This is a genomic window from Limosilactobacillus sp. (assembly GCF_022482365.1).
Lineage (GTDB): Bacteria > Bacillota > Bacilli > Lactobacillales > Lactobacillaceae > Limosilactobacillus.
This window is the reverse complement of record NZ_JAKVPE010000001.1, coordinates 1091731-1117068: the sequence shown is the minus strand read 5'-3', so window position 1 is coordinate 1117068 and position 25338 is coordinate 1091731. Positions and strand designations below refer to the sequence as shown.

3 protein-coding genes are annotated in these 25338 nt (G+C 52.1%); all 3 read left to right on the top strand.

Annotation, left to right across the window (positions count from 1 at the left end):
* The first annotated feature begins 223 nt into the window (after nt 1-223).
* The 3 genes from LKE23_RS05320 (at nt 224) to glyA (ending at nt 25134) form a co-directional block, all read left to right on the top strand.
* Entirely contained in the window at nt 224-22447 is a 22224-nt protein-coding gene (locus tag LKE23_RS05320) for an MBG domain-containing protein (protein ID WP_291976291.1), read from the top strand.
* A gap of 177 nt (nt 22448-22624) precedes the next feature.
* A complete protein-coding gene (locus LKE23_RS05315; protein ID WP_291976289.1) occupies nt 22625-23476 on the top strand; it encodes an Rpn family recombination-promoting nuclease/putative transposase in 852 nt (283 codons plus the stop codon).
* 416 nt (nt 23477-23892) lie between these two features.
* Entirely contained in the window at nt 23893-25134 is a 1242-nt protein-coding gene (glyA, locus tag LKE23_RS05310; RefSeq protein WP_291976288.1) for a serine hydroxymethyltransferase, read from the top strand.
* Nucleotides 25135-25338 lie beyond the last annotated feature (204 nt).

Here is a 25338-nt window from a genome sequence, read left to right as displayed (position 1 = left end):
AAAAATTGCTTAACTAATTGCAAATAGCTGGAGCCGGTAATGAAAGCCGAGTATCATTATAGATATATTAATGTAGTATAAATTTGGCACTTTGAGAGAAATTTTGGCTACTTGAACATTAATTAGGTTGGATGTCAAAAAAGGCGCGCCGATGAGGTTAAAGGTGCGCGAAAAAGTGTTATGCTCATGTAGTAGAATCCACGTTGAATTGGGGGAAGATACGATGGGAAAAAATAATTTATTAAGAAAAATGACTCCTGAACGGAAGAACTACCGGTTGTACAAGGCCAAGAAACGGTGGATCACGGCCTGCGCGACCTTCATGTTCACTCTCGGCATTTCGGCCGGTCTGAATATCAATAACAACGCCGAAGCTAATGCAGAAGTGGAAGAGACGCCTGTGACATCAGCAGCAGGATCCGGCGCCGGCTCATCCACTGGCAGCAGTGCTGCAAATGCCGATTCATCCGCAGACAGCTCGTCGACTGGTAGCAGTGCGTCTACTAGCAGCACCACGAGTGCCAGCTCAGCATCGAATGCCTCAGCAAGTGGGAATTCCTCGGCAACAAGCAGTGCTTCCAACGCTAGCAATTCAAGCGCCGTAAGCGACAATGGTGCTAGTGCGGCCTCAAACACGACGAGCAGCGCAACCAATGCGGCTTCTAGTGCAACCAGCAGTGAGGGTTCAGCTACCTCTTCATCCGCCAAGAGCGGTGCTGAGTCCAATGGGGCTAGTGCGGCCTCAGACGCGGCAAATAGCGCTTCTAGTGCCGCCTCCAGCGCAACCAGTGCTGATCCAGCCACCTCATCTGCCAAAAACGCTGCTTCCGATACTACGAGTACTGCTTCTTCCTCCACAAGCAGCGCCGCAGAGCAAGCAGCTAGCGCCGCCTCCAGCGCAGCTTCTGCAGCATCCTCGGCAAATAGTAGTACCTCATCTGCGGACTCGTCAGCCGCATCCTCAGCGAACAGCAGTGCTTCATCCGCGGACTCATCAGCTGCTTCCTCAGCAAATAGCAGTACTTCCTCACAATCTCAGTTTGCCTGGAGCGATAAGGTCGGCACAGGCGGCAAGATTGAGGTCGACATCACGAAGGGCCTCGCCGGCATTGACTTCTCCCAATACGTAAAGAAGATTAGCGACGATACTAACAAGGCTTCGTCAGCCAACGAACAGGCGGCCGTAGCGGCTAACCTGCTCGTTCTTGCTGCCAACACTGGGGCCGCTTCACCTGATAGTACGACCTACAAGTGGGTCAACGATGACGGCTCGACGACCTTTACTGCTGGGAAAGCCTACAAGGGCTACATCCTGGTGACCTTGCCAACTGGCGCCAAGACGAAGGTACCGGGACTCACTCTTGAGACGACGGCGAAGGTTGAAACGACAAACAAATCTGTCAAGGCTGGTTCCAACGTAAGCGCTGCGGACCTGGTTTCTAACAAGGATGTCTTTCCTGAGGGGACCACTTACAGCTTCGTTAAGGAGCCGGACACGAGTAAGGCAGGGGAACAGACTGTTCAGATACAGGCAATGTACAAAAACGCTGACGGTCAGCCGGTTACGACTGATGCTGTTGATGCATCGCTGAATGTTACTGATCAAACTACACAAAAAGTAACCTTTGAATTCGTCGATGCTGATAACAATGAAACTGTTGTAGGCAAAACGTATACACAAGATATGACACCTGGCAAGGCAACTAACCTTAACTTCACGATGAAGGTGCCAGATCACTATCAGTTAGCCAGTGGACAAACAATCCCAACTAGCTACACACTTCCTGAATCAACTACATCAGCTACTACAGTTAAGATTAAACTGAATGAGAAGATATACTTTACTATTAAGCTTCATGACGATGATAATGGTCAAGATCTTTACAGTGAGGAATGTGATCTCGATAATACTGTAGATGAAGCTGGCTCAAGTTGGCGATTCCTTGGAGGAGATTTTAATCATACGGGCCTGCCAACGGATGTAGATACGAATCATTACATGTCTGCTGGTGTTACTGTACCTGATGAAAATCTAAAAGGGGTCCTTACAGGTGATCAAGGTAAGGATTTAAGTGACAGTAGTACTATCTGGACGAACCCCAATTATAAGTGGACAGTTGCGCAAGCTAAAGAACTCCGTGGAGCAACATTTACTATTCATCTTAGAGAGAAAACGGCCACTAGAACAGCAACTATTCATTATGTTTATGGTGATGGTACAGGCGACAAAAAAGGGCAAAAAGCTGCAGATGATGCAACAGTAACAATTAACTATACCAGAACAGCTACTAAAGACTCAGCGACAGGACAAACGACGTATAGTTGGAATTATGATAGCTATAACATCACGGCATTAAATGGCCAGACTGGAGCTGTAACTGACGGCACGTTAACTGTATCAACACCTGACATTACTGGATATAATGCCCTTACTAATGGTGACTGGACTTTAAATGGTGATGGTAGTAAGGCATCTACTTCAGCATCTTCATTTGATGTTTTAGGCAGTGATTTTGACCCTAATCAAGTAGATAGTAGTAAAACCTACGGTGAATTAAACGATCATACGGTTTACTACACGCCGAAAAAATCTGAGATTGTAACTTTTGAATTCGTTGATGATGATAATAATGGTGTTGTTGTCGGTGAAACTCATACGCAGAGTATGACCCCGGGCGTGGAGACGAACCTGAACTTTACGATGACCGTGCCAGAGCACTACCAGTTGGCTAGTGGGCAAAGTCTGCCAACTAGCTACACACTTGATGCATCTGCTACGACGGCTACCACGGTGAAGATTCATCTGAATGAAAAGATGTACTTTAAGATTACTCTTCATGACGATACTGATAATAAAGATCTGTACACTCAAGAAGTTGATGATCCCCAAAGTGGGGGCTATACAGAATTAACTATTCCAGCTGGCACTTTTCCTACAGGTGCCAATGCTGGTAACTACACCTCTGTTTCAGCTACCGGTGTTCCTGAGGGAGTGACATTTAGCGGAGATCAATGGAATACACTTGAAAATGCTAATTCTGGCGTCTGGACTTATCCAAATTTCAGATGGAGTGACACGGCTAAAAAGGATTTATTTGGCTGCAACATTGTCATTCACTTAAAGCACAATACAACTGAAGTCACTACGACAGAAGAGGCGAATGAGACCTCCATCCTGCACTTCGTCTACGGCGCTGGTGACCATAAGGGCGAAAGGGCCAGCGATGACGCCAAAGTTGTTTTCCATTACAAGCGGACCAAGACTGCCACTAAGGATGACGTCAATGGCAAAGAAAGCAATGTTAAGTACACTGGCTGGGTAATAGATCCTTACTGGAATTATGGTAAGGGCTACGATGACGGTCGGGACGGAAAATACGATACCAAAGCTACTGTATCAAGCGATAATAATACCGTTACATTTGATTTACCAACAATTGATGGTTACACTGCCTTAACGACCGGTGACTGGACGACAACCACAGCAAATAAGTTTGATACGTCAGCAACCCACTTTAGCCCAACATCCGTCCACACACTGTTAAGCACTGAAACTGATGGAAATAGGGTTTATGCTGCTGTCCCAGTTACAACGCAAGAGAATACGGTTTACTACGTACCAACTAAAGAAACTGACGTCAGAACCGTAACTGAACACTACCGCTACGTTGATTCAAACGGCAATGACGCTGGGCAAGCCGAACCCGACGCCCAGGTCGACGTTTACTTTAAGAAAAATTACAGCAACGGCACGTTTAAGACCAACGGCAGCACTAATTCTGCCGACTGGACGTGGGATGCTACTCTGGATGATCATTGGTCACTAGACACCTCTGAGGGCGATACTGCAACGCCAGGATTTAAGGTGGTTTCCGGTAACTGGACCATAGGCAGTGACATTAAAGCACCAACATACACAATTACTGGATATAATTTTACAAATGTTGTCTATGATGATAACGGTCATGCCGTTATTGATGCTCAAATTTTCGTACGGCCAACCAATGCCAATGCGGACACTATTTATACAACTAAGAGTGCAAGTCAGACTAGCAAAGAGCAGACGATTTTCTTTGTTAAAAGTGCTGACACAAGCAGTAGCATTGATCGAGTAATTAACGTTACTAATAAGGATGGCATCACCAGTACTAAGACGCAGTCGGCCCAAAAGAGCAGAACCGCGGTAATTAATTCAAATGATACGGGTGTTAAATTTGGCGACTGGACAATTGATTCCAGCAAAAACCAATGGGCTGATGCTACTTCCTTGGCTCCAAGTGAGGCTGGCTATCAAATTAAGATTACTAAGTCAGTCGATGGTGGTGAAGCTGTTACTGGCTCAACTGACGATTTGAAAGCAGTCACTGTGACAACTGATACCAAGCCAGAAGTAATCAACATTACCTATACCCAAGATCCAACTGAAGAAGCAACTGAAACAGAGGCAAGGACGGTAACTGAGCATTACATTGTTGCAGCTGACTGCATCGTCAATGGCACTTTCTACAAGAAGGGTGACAAGCTGTTTGATGATGCCGTGATTGAAGTTTATTACAAGCGCAATGTAACTAAGGACAAGGCCACTGGTAAGGTTGTCAAGGCTGGCAACTGGGAATGGGATCCATCGCAAGGCGATAGCAATACGGCAGGATTCAAAGTTATTTCAGGCAAATGGTATGACATTAAAGGCACTAAAGAAAGTCCAAAGACTGGTTCTTGGAGTGTAGATATTCCTAGCAAAGACGGCTTCTCTGCTATCACGGATGGAGTAAGTAATGGTTTCAACACCATGAACTTAGGCTATCCTGCTACGGGCGGTGAAAATTACTTTACCAACGATACTGACCCTACTTGGTACTGGCGTAAAACGCTTACTACTTACTATATTCCAAGCAATATTGTCAGAGTAATCAACGAAACTGCTCCTGATGGCACCACGACGACCACCACGCAAACGTCGCCATTTAGTGGGACGGTTAAGCTAGATAACGATGACAAGGGAATAGTAGTTTCAGATGCAACATCCGGCTCTTGGGATGCTTATACGCCTAAATATTCTGGTTACACCATTAAAGTCACCAAGTCAGTTGACGGTGGCGAAGAAACGACTGGTTCGACGGATGATTTGAAAGCAGTTACTGTCACCAATGACACCAAGCCTGAGGTCATTAATATTACCTACAGTGCTACGTCAAAGGCCGAATTATCCGGCTTGGCAAGCAGCACTTACGGCAGTCCAATTACCTGGAATGACGTCAACAACGGCATCAAGGTCACGGTAACGGGGCCAGACTCTGCCACGAGGGGTACCTACACCCTCACTCAAGGAGACGTCCAATTTACCAAGGATGGGACTACGACGACCAGTTTGCCAACCGATTCCGGAACCTACACTGTTACGCTAACTGATGCTGGTAAGCAGAACATTGAGAAGAAGTTCGGCAACAAGAGCATTTCTTGGACCGATGACAGTGGTCAATCGACGATTACTGGCAGTGCTACTTATACGATTAACAATGCAGCATTGACCATCGGTGTAACGGGCTCTAAAGAAGTCACCTATGGCTCACAGGATTGGCTGAATGCGATTGGCAAGGATCCATCGAGCATCAAGAACAGTGACGGCAGCGCTGCCTTTACCCTTACGATCAAAGATAGCAAGGGTAACAGCATTGCCTACCAGCTGCAGGATGGCGATCTGGCCTACACCACTAGTGACGGGACGACTGCGGCCACCTTTGGCAACGCGGGCACCTATCAAGTTCATTTAACCAGCACGGGTCTGGCTAACATTGAAGCAAAGCTTGGCAACACTAATTACACCTTCCCAAGCAGTCTGACCAGCCTTTCTTATGGAACTTTCACGGTCGATAAGGGGAATATTGTTGTTACCTTGAACGGTTCTCAAGAAGTAGACTATGCCGTTGCTAATGGGAGACCTGATGCAAGCAAATTCAGCTATACGCTTACAGATGGCGAGAATCCTGTATCTATTTATAAATCAGATGGCACTGTTGCGGGCGCTGTTTCTCTTAAAAACGGTTTGAAAACTGAAGCTGTAAATGGGAGCATTACAAATGTAGGCACATATAACGTTGTTATAAAAGATGGGAGTACGGGCACAAAGCGCTTCCAGAGAGAAGATGGCAATAAAGGCGATAACTACAATTGGACCTTCAAATCGAATGCCAAATATGTTATTGATATATCCAAAGTAACCGCTGCTTTCAGCGGTCAGGGCAGTAAGACTTATAACGGTAAAACCATTTCGGCAGCTGAATTAACTGCTAGTGGATCAACAATTACAGTTGCTATCAACGGCAACGCTGATTTGAACATCCCGACCAGTTACACCTTACAAGATGGTGACTATACCTGGACTAGCGGGGATGGAAAATCTGTCGGTACCTACACGCTTAAATTAACGCAGCAAGGTATTCAGAATATTGAAGCAGCCATTTATTCAGGTACGGATGGTTTTGACCCTGATCTAAATCCAATTCATAATGTCGAATTAACGACCACTATTGCGACGATTGGGACTGCCAGCTTTGAAATCAAGCAAAAGGCAATTTCCAACGTCAAAGTTACAGCTGACGACCAAAGCAAGACTTACGATGGTCAAGCTGCCAGCCTGGACCTCACCAAACTGGAAACGATGGCTGACAATACCATCTCCGATATACCAGTGACAACTACTGGACTTACCGCTGATGACTTTGACTGGTACGACCAGAGCGGGACCAAGCTAGCCGCTGCCCCGACGGCCGTTGGCCAATACGAGGCACGGCTTAAGACCACGGCCCTGGCACAGCTGCAGTCTGCTAATCCAAACTATGCTTTCACTGAAGCTAGCGGAACGATTAATTACCAGATCACGGCCAAGCCAGCTGCTGTCACCGTTTCTGGTGCAGGCAGCAAAGTCTACGATGGCAAGGCAACAAGTGCGAGTGATGTTCTCAGTAAGGTTGCGCTGAAAGCAGATCTGCTGACGGGTCAAAGCCTCGACACCTCAACCCTGACTGCTGATGATTACAGCTGGTTCACTAAGAATGCCGACGGGACTTACACGGCTGCTTCTAACCCGGCGAGTGCGGGCACTTACTACCTGCAGCTCAACAGTAATGGGATCAGCAAGCTGAACGCTGCCAACCCGAACTACGACTTTACGGCTTCTGGTGACTTTACCTACACCATTGACAAATCCGCCAATGTTGCAACCGTCTCCGGAACACAGACAGAAACCTACAGTGGGACTGCCAAGAGTGTTAACTACAAGGCTGATGGTGACAACAGCGTTAAAGTCACCTTTATTTCCAGCAATGGGGGCAAGGTGATTAGCGGTGTTACCCTCTCTTCTGACGACTTTGAAATCGTTGATGCTACCGGCGCTAAGGTGGATGCTATCAATGCGGTTGAAGCTGATGGCACTACGCCAACCAATTACCACATTGTTTTGACCGATGCTGGCCTAGCCAAGCTCCGGAAGGCTGTTGGTGACAACTATTCGATCAGCAAGGATGCCAGTTATGGAACCTTGAAGATTAATCCACGCGTTGCTCATGCCGTGTTGAGTGGCACCGGCAGCACCACTTACACTGGTCAGCGGATTTACCCAGATTCAATGGAACATGGTGGCGTCACGCTAACTGTTGATATTCCGAAAAATGATGAATTTTATACGTTCTTCTCTCACTCCACCACTGGCAATCTGGAATATTCCTCAGATAATGGACTGACTTGGACAGAAAATAGGCCGAAGGATGTCGGAACTTACCTTGTTCGAATCAGCGCTGACGGCTTGGCTGCTATTAAGGCAAACTATGGCAGCACGGGCAACATTGTCTGGGAAGAAAATGGTGCATCAACGATCACGGGACAGGCAACCTTGACAGTTGTCAAAACTGCCGGGACCGCCGTCCTCAGTGGTGTTGGCAAGAAGACCTATGATGGTTCGCCAATCACTAGTTACAAGACGCCGATTGCTTTGAAGGTTACTGCCCTTACTACCCAGGGCAACAAAAAAGAGCCAAAAACCATTACGCTCACTGCCGGTACCGACTACGTTTGGAAGCTTGGCAGCGAGACCCACACGACGGCACCATCTGACGTGGGCAAGTACACGATTGAACTGACCGATGCTGGTAAGCAGAAGATCAAGGATACGTATACGAACATTGACTGGGGCAGTGCAAACAGCTCCATTAAGAGCGTTGCTACCTATGAGATTGACCCAGTCGCCGAAAATTCGGTCTTGGTCAACACGACCGACGGCAACTACAGCAAGACCTATGACGGTACGGCAACCCACACGATTGATGCCGGCAAGTTTACGCTGACAACGCCCCTGAATGGCAATTCGGTAAAGCTGGACACGACCGGAATCGACGACAGTAGCTACGAATGGGTTGACGCGAACGGCAATAAGATTGACGATCCGGTCAACGTTGGAACCTACTACGTCAAGCTCACGAACAGCGCTTTTGCAACGCTGCAGAGTCATAACAAGAATTACACGCTGACCAATACTGGTCTGGGAACTTACACGATCACCCAGGCCACGGCCAGTGCAACGTTGAGCGGGAGCAGGACCCGTGCCTACAACGGTCAAGCCGTCACCGATAGCGACCTGAACAAGGGCGGCATTACGCTGACGATTACCTACCCGCAAAATGGCGGAAGCCACAGCGAGACGGTTGACCTGGCCAGTGGCGACTACACTTGGAATACCACGGACCATGCCGCACCAGTTAACGCCAGCGATACTGCCTACACGCTGTCGCTGAACGCCGATCATATTAAGCAACTGATTGAAGGCAAGGCTGGCTATGGCACCGACGCTGCTGGTCAAAAGCTGAGCAACGTCAAGTTTGCCGACGATGCCATCACCGGGAGCGCGGACTACACCATTACCAAGCTGGCGGCCGACGCCACGATTGCCAACAACGCGACGGCTGGTAACTACAGCAAGACTTATGATGGAACCGCGACGACCGAGGTGGACCCAAGCAAGCTGACGATTAGCACCCAGGTTAATGGGAAGACCGTTAGCTTGGATACCAGTACCCTGACGGCCGGCGACTACCAGTGGGTCGACGCTGCTGGCAATGCCTTAAGCAGCAACCCGCAGGCGGTTGGCACCTACCACATTGCCTTAACTGCCGATGGGCTTGCTAAGCTGAACGCGGCCAACCCGAACTTCACCTTGACCCAGACCGGCACGGGGACATACACAATTACCCAGGCCGACGCAAGTGGCGTGCTGAGCGGCAGCAACTCCAAGACCTATAACGGCAATGCAGTCAGCCTGACCGAGCTCAACAGCAACGGCAGCATCAAAGTGGCGCTGACCATTCCTGGCCTGACGGGGACTCACTCCTACACGCTCAAGACTGGCGACTACTACATTTCTGGCAACGCCACGGATGCTGGCACCTACACCGTTAGCCTGACTTCGGCCGGCGTAACCGCAGTTAAGGACTATATCAAGTCCTTGGCCGGGACCGGTCAGGACGGGCAAAGCAACGTCCAATTTGCTGATGACGCCATTACCGGTTCGGCCACCTTCACGATTAACGCTTCGGCAAACGTCGTTAAGGTGGGCGGCAGCCAAACAGAAACCTACACTGGTCAGAAAGTTGACCTGAACTACCAGGCCAACGGTACGAACAGCGTGACAATCACGATTGCCAATGCTGCTGGCAACACCACGGGCAAGACGGCGGATGCAAGCACGGTAACGCTGGATTCCGGTGACTTCACCGTTGAAGGCGACCCGATCAACGTCGGCACCTACCACGTTGTATTGACTGATGCAGGCGTCGCTAAGGTGCAAAACGCGGTCGGCAAGAACTACCAGATTTCCCAGGACAGCAGTGCTTACGGCAGCCTGGTAATTACCAAGGCCACCGGGACCGCCACCCTGAATGGGGCTGGTGAAAAGACCTACGATGGCACGGCAATTTCCAGCTACACGACGCCGGTCAAGGTCACGATCACCGCTCCTAACACCGCGACGACCGTTGACCTGACTGCCGGCACGGATTACGTCTGGAAGAAGGACGGCCAAACCTACACGACTGCCCCAGTCGACGCCGGCGATTACACTATTGAACTGACGGCTGCTGGCAAGGCCAAGATCACGGCCGAAAATGCCGCTAACATTGATTGGGCCAACAGCACAATCACCAGCGAGGCCACTTACAAGATTAATAAGGCGACGGCCACGGTTGGTTTTACTGCTGATAGCGGTCAGACCGTTAACTACAACGGCAAGACCGGACAGTTTGACAGCACTAAGTTTGTTCCGACCATTAGTACTAATAATGGCAAGACATTGACAATTCCAGCAGGTGTGGCACTCTCACTGGCTGGCGGCGATTTTGCTATCGACAACGATAGTACTGAACCAACTGAGCTGGGCAGCTACACCGTCAAGCTGACGGATACCGGCCTTGCTAAGCTGAAGTCGGCAACCAACAACTACAACTGGGTCAACAACACTTCGGCAACCTATGCCATTCAAAAGACCACGGGGGTCAGCGTCACCCTGGCGGACAAGAACGGCGGCCAGAGCGTGGCCTACAAGGGGACGGCCTTTGACAACAGCGAGATTGATGTCAATGACTACGCCATCACCCTTGGCAACGGCCAGACCTACACGCTGAAGAACGGCGACCTGGAATTCGCACCGAACCAGGATCCAACCAATACTGGAACTTACCAGGTTCAACTGAGTGAGCAGGGGAAGAACGCCATCAGTGCGCTTGATTCCGCCCACTACAGCTACAAAGTCGAAAGCGCGGGCCAGGGAACCTTTACGATCACCAAGGCAACGCCACAGGTTGTCATGAAGGGTGCCGGCCAAAAGGTCTACGATGGTACGGCAATCACCAGCTACACCACGCCGATTGGCATCACGATTACAGCGCCGGGCAACCCGACTCTGACCCTTGACAGCCAGGACTACCAGTTCGTGGCGGCCGATGGGACGGTCTACGCTGGCGACCAGGCACCAGTTAACGTTGGCGACTACAAGATTGAACTGACCGAGACTGGCAAGGAGAAGATCCGGCAGAACACGGATGACGACACGAACCTGGATTGGAGCAAGGTCGACTTTGCCAACATCGGCAATGGGACTTACACAATCACCCAGGCTGCCGGGAAGGCTGTCCTTTCCGGGAGCAACCACCGGGTCTACACCGGCTCTCAAGTTACTACTGCCGACCTGAACAAGACTGGCGGTAACATCGTCGTTACGATTTCCGTATCGGGTGTCAACAAGACGATTGATTACAAGCTGCAGGACGGCGACTACAGCTGGACATCCGGCAACGCCACTGATGCGGCCACCTACACGCTGGAATTGAATAAGGCCAATATCCTTCAGCACCTGAAAGCGAAGATTGCGGCGGATTCGACTTGGAAGGGCAACGTTGACCTGACCGACGCTGCATTGACTGGCAGTGCGACCTTCACGGTTGACCCGTCAGCAAACGTGGTCAGCGTTTCCGGCACGCAAAATGAATCCTACACTGGCAGCCCGATTTCCGTTGCCTACGAGCAGGGCGGCTCCAACAGTGTGAAGGTCACGATTGCCAATGCCGCCAATAACGCGGACGGGGCAACGGCGCCACTGACCAACGTCACCCTGGATTCCGGCGACTTCCGGCTTGCTGGCGAAAGCGGCAATTCTGCCACTAATCACGGCACTTACCGGGTCGTTCTGACGGATGCCGGCATTGCGAAGATTCAAGCTGCGGTTGGCAGCAACTACGCGATCTCGCAAAGTGATACTGATGCGGGTAAGCTAGTAATCAGCAAGGCAACAGCCAGTGCTAAGCTGACCGGTAACGGGTCCAGTACCTACAATGGCCAGCCAATTACGGTGGGTGACCTGAATAGCTCAACCACCGGTTTGAAGGTCACGGTTACCGGGCCAACCGCTAACGCGAGCGCCTACAGCTTGAGTAGTGGTGACGTTGAATTTTCAACGGATGGCCAGAATTGGACAACCACGATGCCAACGGATGCGAAGACTTACCAGGTTCGGTTAACCGACCAGGGCAAGAACGGGATCATTAGCCAATTTGGCAATGACAACCTCGTCTGGACCAACGCCAGCGGTGAGTCAACCATCACCAGTGACGCCAGCTACAAGATTAATCCGCTGGCCAGCGATTCGGTTTTGGCCAACGCTAGTGACTACACCAAGACCTATGACGGTGCCGCCACCAGCACGATTGATCCAAGCAAGCTCAAATTGACGACGACCGTTAATGGTCAAACCGTTGACCTGACAACGACCGGAATCGATGGCAGCAGCTTTGAATGGGTCGACCAGGATGGCAATGCCATCAGCGCGCCGAAGAATGTCGGCACTTACTACCTGAAGCTGACTGACGCGGCCTTCGCAACCCTCCAGGCGGATAACCCGAACTTCACCCTGACTAACACCGGTCTGGGGAAGTACACGATTACCCAGGCCAACGCCAGCGCAACGCTGAGCGGCAGTGGCAGACGGGCTTACAACGGCAAGGGCGTCACCCTGGATGATTTGAATAAGCACGATGCGGGCAACAACATCACGCTGACGATCAAGTACCCAGCAAATGGGGATGCCAGTCATTCGGAGACGGTTGCCCTGACCGCTGATGACTTCGTTTGGAACACCAGCGACGGCTCTGCGCCAGTCGACGCCAACAGCCAGGCCTACACGTTGTCCTTGAAGCCGTCGGCAATTCAAAAGCTGATTGAGGACAAGGCCGGCTCTGGCACCGACGCCGCTGGGAATGCTCTGAGCAACGTCACCTTTGCGGATGACGCCATCACCGGCACGGCCGATTACACAATCACGTCGCTGTCGACGGCTGCTACAATCAGCAATAACGGTGACTATGGCAAGACCTACGATGCAGCCACCACTGACACGATTGACCCAAGCAAGCTGAAGCTGACGACGCAGGTTGATGGTCAGACAGTTGAACTGAACACTACCGGCATGACCGGCAACGACTACGAGTGGGTCAACGCCACCGGCAACGCGCTGTCCAGCAACCCGAAGGACGTCGGCACTTACTACATCAAGCTCACTGATGGCGGTCTGAGAAAGCTGCAGAGCCTGAACCCGAACTTCACTTTGACGCAGACGGGCTTAGGCAAATACGTAATTTCTGCCGCCGAGGCTACAGGAACTTTGACTGGATCAAACTCTAAGGTTTACGACGGCAACGCGATCTCGCTTGACGAAATCAACCAGGGCGGCCAGATCAAGGTTAACTTGAACTTCCCAGGCAGCAATAGTGCCAGCTACACCCTGAAGGACACCGATTACGACATCACTGGCAACGCCACTGATGCCGGCAGCTACACAATCACCCTGAATAGTACCGGGGTGACGAACGTTGAAAACTACCTCAAGTCACTGGCTGGTACTAGTCAGAGCGGCGATAGCAATGTCAAGTTTGCCGATAACGCCATTACTGGTTCGGCTAGCTTCACAATCACCGCTTCGACGAACAACGCCACTGTGTCCGGCACGCAGACGGAAACCTACACTGGCAGCTCGATTGGCGTCAGCTACAACACCACGGGCAATAATAGCGTGACGGTCAGCTTCAAATCGACCAACGGCGGCAAGGACCTGACCGGGGTTGCTCTGACCTCTGGCGACTTCCAAATCGTTGATGCGGACGGCAACCCGACGACGGCCATTAACGCCGGCGGGACTTACCACATCGTATTGACCGATGCGGGAGTGACGAGGATTCAAAGCCTTGCTGGCAACAATTACACGATTTCCAAGGACAGTTCTTACGGTACCCTGGTCATTGACAAGGCCATTGGGAAGGCAACCTTCAGCGGGACGCCATCGTACGCTTACACTGGCAAGGCGGTCAGCCCAGCTGGCGAAGATGGCTACCTGAGCAAGTACACGCTGACCCTGGATGAGCCTGGCAACCCAACCTACACGCTGCAAGATGGCGACGTTGAATTCAAGGTTGATGGTAATTGGACCACGACTGCTCCGGTGAAGGTCGGCACCTATGCTGCCCGTCTTTCCCAGCAGGGTTGGAACAATATCAAGAAGATCAATAGCGACAACGTCACTTGGTCGGCAACCGCGTCGACTGCGGGCACGGCAACCTACACCATCACGGAAGCCAACGTGACTGCTGCCCTTAGCGGTAACGGCTACAAGGTTTACAACGGTTCCGCCGTCACAGCCGATGAGCTCTATAAGAATGGGTCAACGATCAAGGTTGAACTGAACGGCGGCGAGGATATTGCCAACCTGCCAACCAGCTACACACTGAAGCAGGGCGACTACGAATGGGTAGAAGGCACTGCCCCAACGAACGTCGGCAAATACCACCTGAAGCTCACCGCTGCCGGAATCAGCAGCATCCAAGCCCAGATTGACCATGTGCTTGGCGCAGGGATGGTTAAGTTAACCACCACCGCTGATCAAGCCGGTCAGGCTAGCTTTGAAATCAAGCAAACCGTTTCTGGCAAGGTTCAGCTGCACGGCAACGAAGAAACGACCTACGACGGCACTGTAGCCAGCTTCAATCCATCCAGCGCCACCGACTATGGCTTTAACAACGCTGAAGGCTTGAAGACGCCAACCTTCGACGCTAGTGACTTTGACTGGTACTCTGATGCGGCCGGTACCCACAAGATTAGTGCGCCAACGAATGCCGGCACTTACTACCTGCTATTAAACGCCAATGGCAAGAAGAAGTGGGCAGATGCCAACCCGAACTACTCCTTTGTCGACGAGCATGGCAACAGCACCATTACTGGTTCAGTGACCTACACGATTAAGCAGCGTGATCTGGTCATCGAGCTGTCCGGCCAGGCTTCCAAAGTTTATGACGGATCTACGGCGGCAATTACCGCTGACGATCTTTCGAGCGGTAAGATCAAGATTAGCTGGAACAACGGCAGTCAGCCGACTGACATCGCCAGCTACACCTTGTCTGCCGGTGACTTGGAAGTGGTCAATGCGGCTGGCAACGCGGTTAAGAACGCCAACGCCAGTGGCAACGTCACTGAGGGGAACCCGGTTTACACGGTTCGTCTGACCGCCGCCGCACTGGAGCGGATCAATAACCTCACTGGTGCTGCTAATTACAAGATCAGTCAGGACGACACCGAGGCGACGTACCTGATCTACACGCGGAAGGCGCAACTGACCCTGACTGGTAGTCAAACCACGACCTATGGTACTGAGCTGGCACTGGATCCAAACGCCTACAACCTGGACTTCAGTAACTGGGTTGATACGGCCAACCATAAGCCAACCAAGGAAGAGATCGGTCTCAAGGCCGGATCGCTTTACATTGACTACGGCACTAACAATGGGTCCGCCACTGATCAGCTGCCAAAAGATGCTGGCAAGTATCAGGTAAAGGCTTCGGCGGCCTTGATTGCTCGCTTGAAGTCCCTCTACCCTGACTATGACTTTGAGCAAACCGCAACTACTGACGCCTCGCACGAACCAGCAACCTACGTCATTAGTCCGGCGGCTGCGACCGTCACGATTACTGGTACGCAGAAGGTTAAGTATGGCGAGTCAACGGCAATTAATGCCGGCAACTACAAGCTGACCATCACCGCGACCGTGAATGGCGTGGCTGATACGCCGATTTTTGCCGGCCAAGTAAAGCTGACCAATGCCGACCTTGAATTCGTGACTAACCCAACTAATGTTGGCGACTACCGGGTCAAGTTATCAGAACATGGCTTAGAAAAGCTCGCTAACCTGTCGATCTCTACGAAGACGGGCAGCAGCAACTATGACTGGACCCAGGCGAAGGACGCCACGGCCGGGTTTGAAGTTACCCAAATGCCGGTAACGATTACCGTTAATGATGCTAAGAAGTCGGTTGTCTACGGGTCCCAAGATTGGAAAGATGCACTTAGCAGCAACCCATCTGGCTACTCCCTGAGTATCGCTACTGAAGGCGGCGCGGCCTTGAGCTACACTCAGCGGGATGGCGACGTGGTCTACGCTCAGAAGCCGGGCAACGTCGGCGATTACGAGGTTGAACTGTCGGCGGATGGCCTGAATAATATTAAGACCGCTCTTGGCACCAACTATGAGTACCCGGAGGACGCGGCTGACGTTACGACCAAGGGTACCTTTACCGTTAAGCAGGGTAAGGAAACCGTTCAGCTGACGGGCCACGACGGCCGGACCTACGATGCGAAGTCCACGTCCGTCAGTGATTTGGACATGAACAAGTACAGTTATACTGCTACGATTTACGCTGCAGATGGTCAGCCACAGACAGTTGCCTTGACTGCTGACGATTTGGAGATTGTGCCAAATAACGGCAGTACCTCTAACGTTGGTACGTACAAGATTCAGCTCTCGAATGCCGGTCAGGAAAAGCTGAAGGCGCTGGATGGCAACCATGGCCAAAACTATCAGTGGACATTTAACAGCGATGCTGATTACGTCATCACGGCTTCGGATGCCGCCACCGCCAAACTGAGCGGTTCCAACTCGAAGGTCTATGACGGCAATCGGGTCACGATTGGTGAGGTTAACAGCAATAGCGGCAACATCACCGTGACGCTAACCTACCCAGGCAGCAATGCCAACAGCACCTACACGATCACGGCCGGCGACCTTGACTGGTACGCTCATGGCCACAAGCTGACTGAGGCACCGCAGGATGTTGGCACCTACACGATCAAGCTGAAAGACAGCAGCCTGACAAGACTGAAGGCCCGCTTGAGCCAACTGACGGGTTCCAACGTTCAGTTCGCTGACACGGTAACCAGCGTTCCGGGATCTGCTACCTTTACGATCACGCCGGAACCGCTCATCAATGTGACGGTTTCAGGCGATTCGCAGGACAAGACCTACGATGGTCAGCCGGCAAGCCTGGACGTTAGCGGCCTGACGGTTAAGGATGGTACAACCAGCCTTGATAAGGGGACGCTGTCTGCGGGTGACTTTGACTGGTACGATGCCCAGGGCAACAAGCTAACCGCGGTTCCAACCAACGCTGGCAAGTACCAGGCACGCCTGAAGAGTACTGCTTACCAGAAGCTGCAGACGGCCAACACTAATTACGAGATTACTGAAGCAACGGGCACGATTGATTACGAAATCAAGCAGGCTCCGGCGACGGCAGCAATTAGCGGCAGTGCTAGCCGGGCATATGATGGCAGTTCTACGGCTGCTAGCGATGTCTTGGCAGGGGTAAGCTGGACGCCATCTGGTCTCGTTACCGGGCAGAGCCTCAGTACGACCGGAATTGACGCCAGCGACTACGAATGGTTTGCCAAGAATGCGGATGGTACCTACACAGCCCTGACCGGCGAGCCAACGAATGTCGGGACTTACAGTCTGAAGTTCAAGCAGAGCAGCATTAGTAAGCTGCGCACTGCTAACACCAACTACAGCTTTGCCAACGATGCGGTTACCGGCGAATTTACCTACACAATCACGCCGGCAAGCGAAAACGTCAGTGCAACCCTGAGCGGCAGCAACCACAAGACCTATGACGGTCAGCCGGTTACGAACGGCGAGGTGACGAGCCCGAGTGGCGACATCACCGTGACCTTGGCCTACCCAGGCAGCACTAGCCAGAGTACTTACACGCTGCAAGCTGGCGACTATGCTTGGTACGATGCCCAGGACAACAGCCTTTCAACGGCACCGACGAAGGTTGGCAGCTACACGATTAAGCTGACGGCGGCAGGCCTCACTCACCTCCAGGCGGCAATCGACCGCTTGGCAGGCGCCGGCAACGTCACGATCAGCGAAAATGACCTCAAGGGTTCCGCTGGATTTGATATTCAGAAGAAGGACCTGACCGTCACCCTCGCTGATAAGCCGGGATCGACTCTGGGCAAGACCTATGATGGTCAGCCGGGAGCCGTGAGCCCGACTGATGGTCAGCTGACGGCAGAAGGCCTAGTTGGCACTGACAGCTTGAATGTTTCAGGCTTAACGGCAGGCGACTTTGACTGGTATGACGCTGCTGGCAACAAGCTAGACAGTGCACCAACCAATGTCGGTAACTACCACCTGAAGCTGAATCATAATGGTCAGCAGCAGCTGGCGGATGATAATCCGAACTACCAGGTCAGCGAGAGCGGCCAGTTTGGCTACCAGATTAGTCAGGCCGCTGGAACTATCACGACGACGGGTCATCAGGAAAACACCACAGCCACGATTGATCCGAGCCAGATCACGGTTACGATCAAACTCGGCGACAATGGTGAAACTACAGTTAGTGGTTTGACCAAGGACGACTTCCAGTTCGCCGACGGTACGCCGAGCGAATCGGGAACGTACAAGGTAGAATTGACGCCAGCCGCGTTGAAGAAGCTGCAGGACGAGAATTCAAACTATCAAATTACGGCTTCATCGAACGCGGACTTCCAGCTGGACGCAACGCTGACGATCAGCTTTGTGGACGATGACGAGGGCAATCAACAGGTTGGCTCGCCGATTACGCAGTATGGCCTCGCCAACAGTACGATTGACCACCTTAGTTTGACGATCCCAGCCGGCTACAAGCTCGCTGAGAACGAGAGCCTGCCAACCAGCTACACCTTTAGTTCGGATCTGGCCCAAAGCAAGACGATTCATCTGGTCCACAAGACCCTTACCGTTACTTTTGATGACCCCGACCCGAGTGGCCAAACACTTCCGGGGGGCTCCGGCAAGTATGAACAGATGGAAGCCTTGACCAAGAAGCCAACGCGGACGATCACGGTTACGAAGCCGGATGGCAGCACCCAGAAGGTTACTCAAGAGGTCAAGTTCACACGGACGGCCACCTATGATGAAGTAACTGGCAAGGCAACGTACAGTGACTGGACCCATAGCGGCGACGCTCAGTGGGCAGCCTACACGCCGGTTGCAATTCCTGGCTACACTGCCGGGACGGTTGCGGCTGAGAACGTTACGCCTGATACTGAAAATGCCACGGCAGAAGTTGGCTACACCGCTAATGACCAGACTGGGAAGATTTCTTACCAGGATGAAAAAGGCAATGAGATCAGCTCAACGCCACTGAGCGGGAAGACTGGCGAAGAGGTTGCGGTTCACGTTGACCATGTTCCTGCTGGTTGGCAGCTAGTTACCGGCCAGCCGACGATTCCGGACACGGTTAAGGCAACTGCCACGGGCATTCCAACAGTTGTCGTCAAGATCGAACATGCGACGATTACGGTTCACCCAGGCGAGACCGCACCAACCGGCAAGGTACCTGGCAACCCAAGCGAGAGTTACCCAACGATGGAATCCTTGACCAAGACACCAACACGGACGATCACGATCACGAAACCGGACGGTACAAGCTTGACGGTTACCCAGCAAGTTGAATTCACACGGACGGCCACCTTCGATGAGGTCACGGGTGCGGTAACGTACAGCGATTGGACTCACAAGGGCAGTGACCAGTGGGCGGTCTACACGCCGGAGACGATCAGTGGCTATACTGCATCGCCGGCTGGGGTGGCTGCCAAGACGGTCAACGCCGATACTACTGACGAAAAAGTTGAGATTAGCTACACGGCTAATGAACAAACTGGTAAGATTTCTTACCAGGATGCGGCTGGTACCGAGATCAGCTCGACTCCGCTGAGCGGGAAGACTGGTACGGATGTCGCCGTTAACCCGGTTGCGCCAGCTGGCTGGAAGATAGTTGCTGGACAGACAATTCCAAACAAGGTTCATGCCACGGCCAATGGTATTCCAACGGTTGTTGTTCAGATCGAACACGCGACGATCACGGTTCACCCAGGTGAGGCCGCGCCAACTGATCCGGTACCAGGCGACACGAGCAAGACTTACGAGAAGATGGAAGCCTTGACTAAGGACACGACGCGGACGATCACGATCACGAAGCCGGATACGACGAAAGACACGATCAAGCAGACGGTTCACTTTACCCGGACCGCGACCTTTGATGAAGTCACCGGCGAAGCCACCTACAGTCCTTGGACCACCAGCGACCCAGCAAAGTGGGCTGCCTACACGGTGCCAACGATTGCGGGCTACACGCCTAGTCAGGACAGTGTTGCTGAAAAGAAGGTTGATGGCAAAACAGCCGATGAAACTGTGAACATCAGCTACACGGCTGGTGACCAGGTTGTTAACATCAAGTTCGTCGATGACGATGATGGTGACAGTCAGGTTGGCACCGTGATCACCAAGGCTGGCAAGACCGGTCAAACACTGACCGACTTCAGCGGCGTTCAGGTGCCAGCGCACTATGCATTGGCATCAGGACAGAGTCTGCCGACGAGCTACACCTTCACGGCGGACAAGGATCAGACGATTACAATCCACTTAGTTCACGCTAAGCAGATTGTTGACCCAACCAAGCCGGCTACCAACCCGACTAAGGATCCGAACTGGTTCAAGAATCAAGGGCTGGTCAAAGATGTTACCCGGACCATTAATTACGAAGGGCTGACAACTGATCAGCTGTCCCAGATTCCAGAAGATCAGAAGAAGCAGACTGTTGAATTTACGCGGACTGCTAAGTATGACGAGGTTACCGGCAAGCTGGTGGCTAACAGCGAAAGCGCCTGGACAGCTGAAAGTGGCCACGACAAGTTTACTGGCTTTACGCCGAAGAGCTTCGCTGGTTACACGGCGGATCCAAGCAGGGTTGCCGAAGTAACGCCAGCCGCAACTGACAATGATTCGAAGGTCACTGTGACCTACACGGCTAATGACCAGACCGTCAACATCAAGTTCGTCGATGACGACAATAATGACAGTCAGGTTGGCACTACGATCACGAAGACAGGCAAGACCGGCGATACAATCATTGACTTCAGCGGCGTCACAGTTCCGGATCACTACGAGTTGGCATCCGGCCAAAAATTGCCGACGAGCTACACCTTCACGGCGGACGCAGATCAAACGATCACAATCCACCTGAAGGAAAAGACGAGGACGGTTGATCCAACTGATCCGACAACTAATCCAACGACTGATCCAAATTGGTTCAAGGATCACGACCTAACTAAGGACGTCACCCGGACGATCAATGACCATCAGCTGAGTGGGACGACCACAACAACGCAGACGGCAACCATTCACCGGACGGCAACCTACAATGAAGTCACGGACAAGCTGACTAACCTGAGTAATTGGTCAACCGACAATTCGGCATGGACGGCTTACTCGGTAACGGCACCAGCTGGCTACACGGCGACGATCAAGCAGACGATCAATGGTCATACTACGACCATTAATCAGATTGGCGCCGTCACGGTTAATGCCAACACGCCGAACGAGACGATTGACATCACCTACACGGCTAACGATGAGTCCTTGACGATTAACTTTGTCGACGATGACAAGCCGGGTCAGCCGGTTGTCACGACGATCACCAAGGGCGGCAAGAATGGTCAAACGATCGCTCTTGGCCTCGAAGTACCGGCTCATTACAAGCTTGCCAAGAATCAGAGCCTGCCGACGAGCTACACCTTCACAGCAGCCGCGAGCCAGACAATCACAATTCACCTGGTTCACAAGATCACGACCAGTTCGCAGACGAGCACGCCGACGCGGACGATCAAGGTCTTTAAGCCGGATGGCACCACGGAAACCATCACGCAGACGGTTACGTTTACGCGGACGGAGACCTACGATGAGGTTACTGGCCAGGCTAGCTACAGTGCTTGGCGGCTGGATCCGGCGGCTTCGACCAGCGGCAAGGCACAGTGGGACGCATACACCGCACCAAGCTTCACGGGCTACACGGCCGATCCAATGCAGGTAGCGGAAGAGAATGTCAACGCGGATACCGCCAACGATATCGTCACGATTACTTACAAGGAGACGAGCCCAACAAGCCCAACGACGCCGACGAGCCCAACGTCACCAACGAGTCCAACGACGCCGACGAGCCCGACGTCACCGACAAGTCCGACGTCACCGACAAGTCCAACGTCACCAACGAGTCCAACGTCACCAACGAGCCCAACGTCACCGACAAGTCCGACATCACCGACGAGTCCAAGTCAGCCGACGAACCCGAGCCAACCAACAGGCCCGAGTCAACCGACTGAACCAAGTCAGCCGAGTGAATCCACTCAGCCGACGACGCCGGTCAGCCCGAGTCAGCCAACCGAGCCGCACAACTCTGGCTACATTGACGACAATGCCGGATCAATTGCACCAGGTCAGCCTGGTCATTCCGGCAATGGCAGCTCGACTGGCGGCAACCAGTCGGGTCAAAGCGCCACGAACGGCCATACCGGTGCTAACGCCGGCACGGCAACGACGACGGCCAATGATGCAGCGCAGAACCAGAAGCGGCATCAGCAAGCTGGTCAGCTGCCACAGACGGGGAACGAAGCGGCATCTAAGGCTTCGACCCTCGGCCTGGCACTGTCTGGCCTGGCTAGCCTCTTCGGCCTCGCAGGCTTGCGGAAGAAAAAAAAAGATGAGTAAATAGTTGGATTTACGAAACGAAGGCAGGATTGCTAGCGATAGCAACCCTGTTTTTGTTTTCTCATGGCACGCGATTGGCGAAAAATTCTCAAAAAATTTAATATAATTCGGCATTTTTTCCGTTCTTATATATTAGGGGGCCCGATTGCCGCCGAGTATAAGAATGGAGGGACTGAAATGAGCAGCCGAGAACAAGAAAGACGGGCGGCCGCGGCCAAGTGGGAGCGGCTAACGTTGGCGAATGATCGTATGTTTGGAATGGTCATGGAGGACGAGCAGATCTGCTTGCAACTGCTCCAGCAAATTTTCCCGGAGCTAAAGATCAAAAGTATCCAACGAGTTGCGACGCAAAAGCAGGTCAATACAACGCTGGGTGTCAAGTCGCCGCGCTTTGACGTTTATGTGCAAGATGATCAAAACCGGATATATATTCTAGAGATGCAGGTGAAGAACAATCATAATCTGCCATTCAGAATGCGCTACTACTTGAACCATGCGGATATACTCAAGCCTGGTGACAAGTATGATGAGCAGCATGTCACCCCGATCTACGTGATTTTCTTCTGCGACTTTGACTATTACGGCGACGACGAGATGTTCGATGAATATGAGATGCGCTCGGTCAAAAATCCCGATCGTTCTGCCGGAGCGGAGTTTTACATGGTAGTTTTCAATGCGAAGGCAACAGACTTTCATGATAAAATGGGGGTAGCAGGATTCCTCCGCCTAATGCATAATGAGCGAACGCCGGGGGATGAGTTAGCAGAACGAATTTATCAAAAAATGGAGCGAATCAAGCACGATCCAGAAAGGCGGCGGAGCTTTATGAAGTACGAGTTAGATTTAATGGAAGCACGGAACGAAGGTCAAGCAATCGGCTTGAAAAAGGGTCGTGAACAGGGCATCGAGTCTGCGGTGAAAATGCTTATCAGCTTGCGGCTGGATGATGAAACAATTGTTCATAAGCTAATGGATGCGTACAATCTTTCTTACGAGGAAGCCTGGCATTATCTAGAGCAGGCACGATAAAGCAACTTGTCGAATTTGACCGTGCATCGCGGGCTCAGTGTGGTATATTAAAGTTAATTCTTTAAGCAAAGTGAGGGAGAAATATGGCTAAGTACACGGTTGAATTAAGCGAAGAAGACCTGCAAATGATCAAGGACTGTCACTCCAAGAACCCTTCCATCATGAAGGCAATGGAAGAAGCCAAGAAGGTCGAAGACTAGTCTCCACCCGAAACTAAGTGGGACCCGCCAGCTGTGCTGAGCGGGTCCTTTTCTCTGTCCTCATCAAATTAAATCATGAACTTTAGCTAGCGATTTCACAAATAAAGTTCGATTATTTTAAATAATTATTTTTCAAAGGCCTTTTAATATCCGGGCTTTGTATTGTATAATCAAATTGACAAATGCAACGAAGTCAACCAGAGGAGGAATTTCCAAATGGAATATGCAGGCAAATCACCCGAACTGTGGGCAGCAATCGCAAAGGAAGAACAACGGCAGCAGGACACGATCGAACTGATCGCCTCCGAAAACATCGTCTCTAAGGAAGTCCGCCAGGCGCAGGGCTCCGTCTTGACGAACAAGTACGCGGAAGGCTATCCTGGCAAGCGTTACTACGGTGGCTGCCAGTACATCGACCAGGTCGAACAGCTGGCGATCGACTACGCCAAGAAGCTCTTCGGTGCCGAATACGTCAACGTTCAGCCTCACTCCGGCTCCCAAGCCAACATGGCCGTCTACCAGGCGCTGCTGAAGCCCGGTGACAAGATCCTCGGCATGGGGATGGACGCCGGTGGGCACCTGACCCACGGCTCCAAGGTTAACTTCAGTGGGAAGGTCTACCAATCCTTCAGCTACGGCCTGGACCCAGAGACCGAGCTGCTCGACTACGACCACATTCGTGAAATCGCCAAGGAAGTTCAACCACAGCTGATCGTGGCCGGGGCCTCCGCTTACAGCCAGATCATCGACTGGCAGAAGTTCCGCGAGATCGCCGATGAGGTTGGCGCTTACCTGATGGTTGACATGGCCCACATCGCCGGCCTGGTTGCCACTGGCGCCCACCCGAGTCCGGTGCCGGTTGCCGACGTGGTTACGACGACTACCCACAAGACCCTGCGTGGCCCACGTGGGGGGATGATCCTGTCCAAGGACGCCAAGCTGGGCAAGAAGATCAATTCCGCCCTCTTCCCAGGAACCCAGGGTGGCCCGCTGGAACACGTGATTGCCGGCAAGGCCCAGGCATTCTATGAAGACCTGCAGCCACAGTTCACCGACTACATCAACCAGGTAGTTAAGAACGCCGCTGCCATGGCCGATGAATTCAGCAAGTCCGGCGCGGTGCGGGTCGTTTCCGGCGGCACTGCCAACCACCTGATGATCATCGACATCACCAAGACCGGCATCACCGGCAAGGATGCCCAGGACCTGCTCGACGCGGTTCACATCACGACCAACAAGGAATCAATCCCTGGCGACCCACGGAGCCCATTCGTTACCAGTGGGCTGCGGATTGGGACGCCGGCCATCACCAGCCGGGGCTTTAAGGAAGACGATGCCCGCCAAGTCGCCGACCTGATCGTCAAGCTGCTGACCAACGCCGATGACGACGCGGTTCGCGAAGAGGTGGCTCAGGGCGTCCACGAGCTGACGACCAAGCACCCAATTGACGAAGACTAGTTTGTAAATAAAGATGACCACTGCACGGTTGTGCGGTGGTCATTTTTTTAGTGCAAAATAAAAAAAGACGGGAATTGCGCCCCGTCTTTCCGGACTCTAAAGAGTCATTTAATTGATTAACTGTATTATCACAAAATAGCAATAGGAATGTCAATAGATATAATATTTTGAACAGTGCTTAATTTGAAATTTTAATTTCATTTT

Coding starts and splice junctions, on each gene's coding strand:
- glyA (WP_291976288.1), top strand. CDS start 23,893: ATGGAATATGCAGGCAAATCACCCGAACTGTGGGCAGCAATCGCAAAG.
- LKE23_RS05320 (WP_291976291.1), top strand. CDS start 224: ATGGGAAAAAATAATTTATTAAGAAAAATGACTCCTGAACGGAAGAAC.
- LKE23_RS05315 (WP_291976289.1), top strand. CDS start 22,625: ATGAGCAGCCGAGAACAAGAAAGACGGGCGGCCGCGGCCAAGTGGGAG.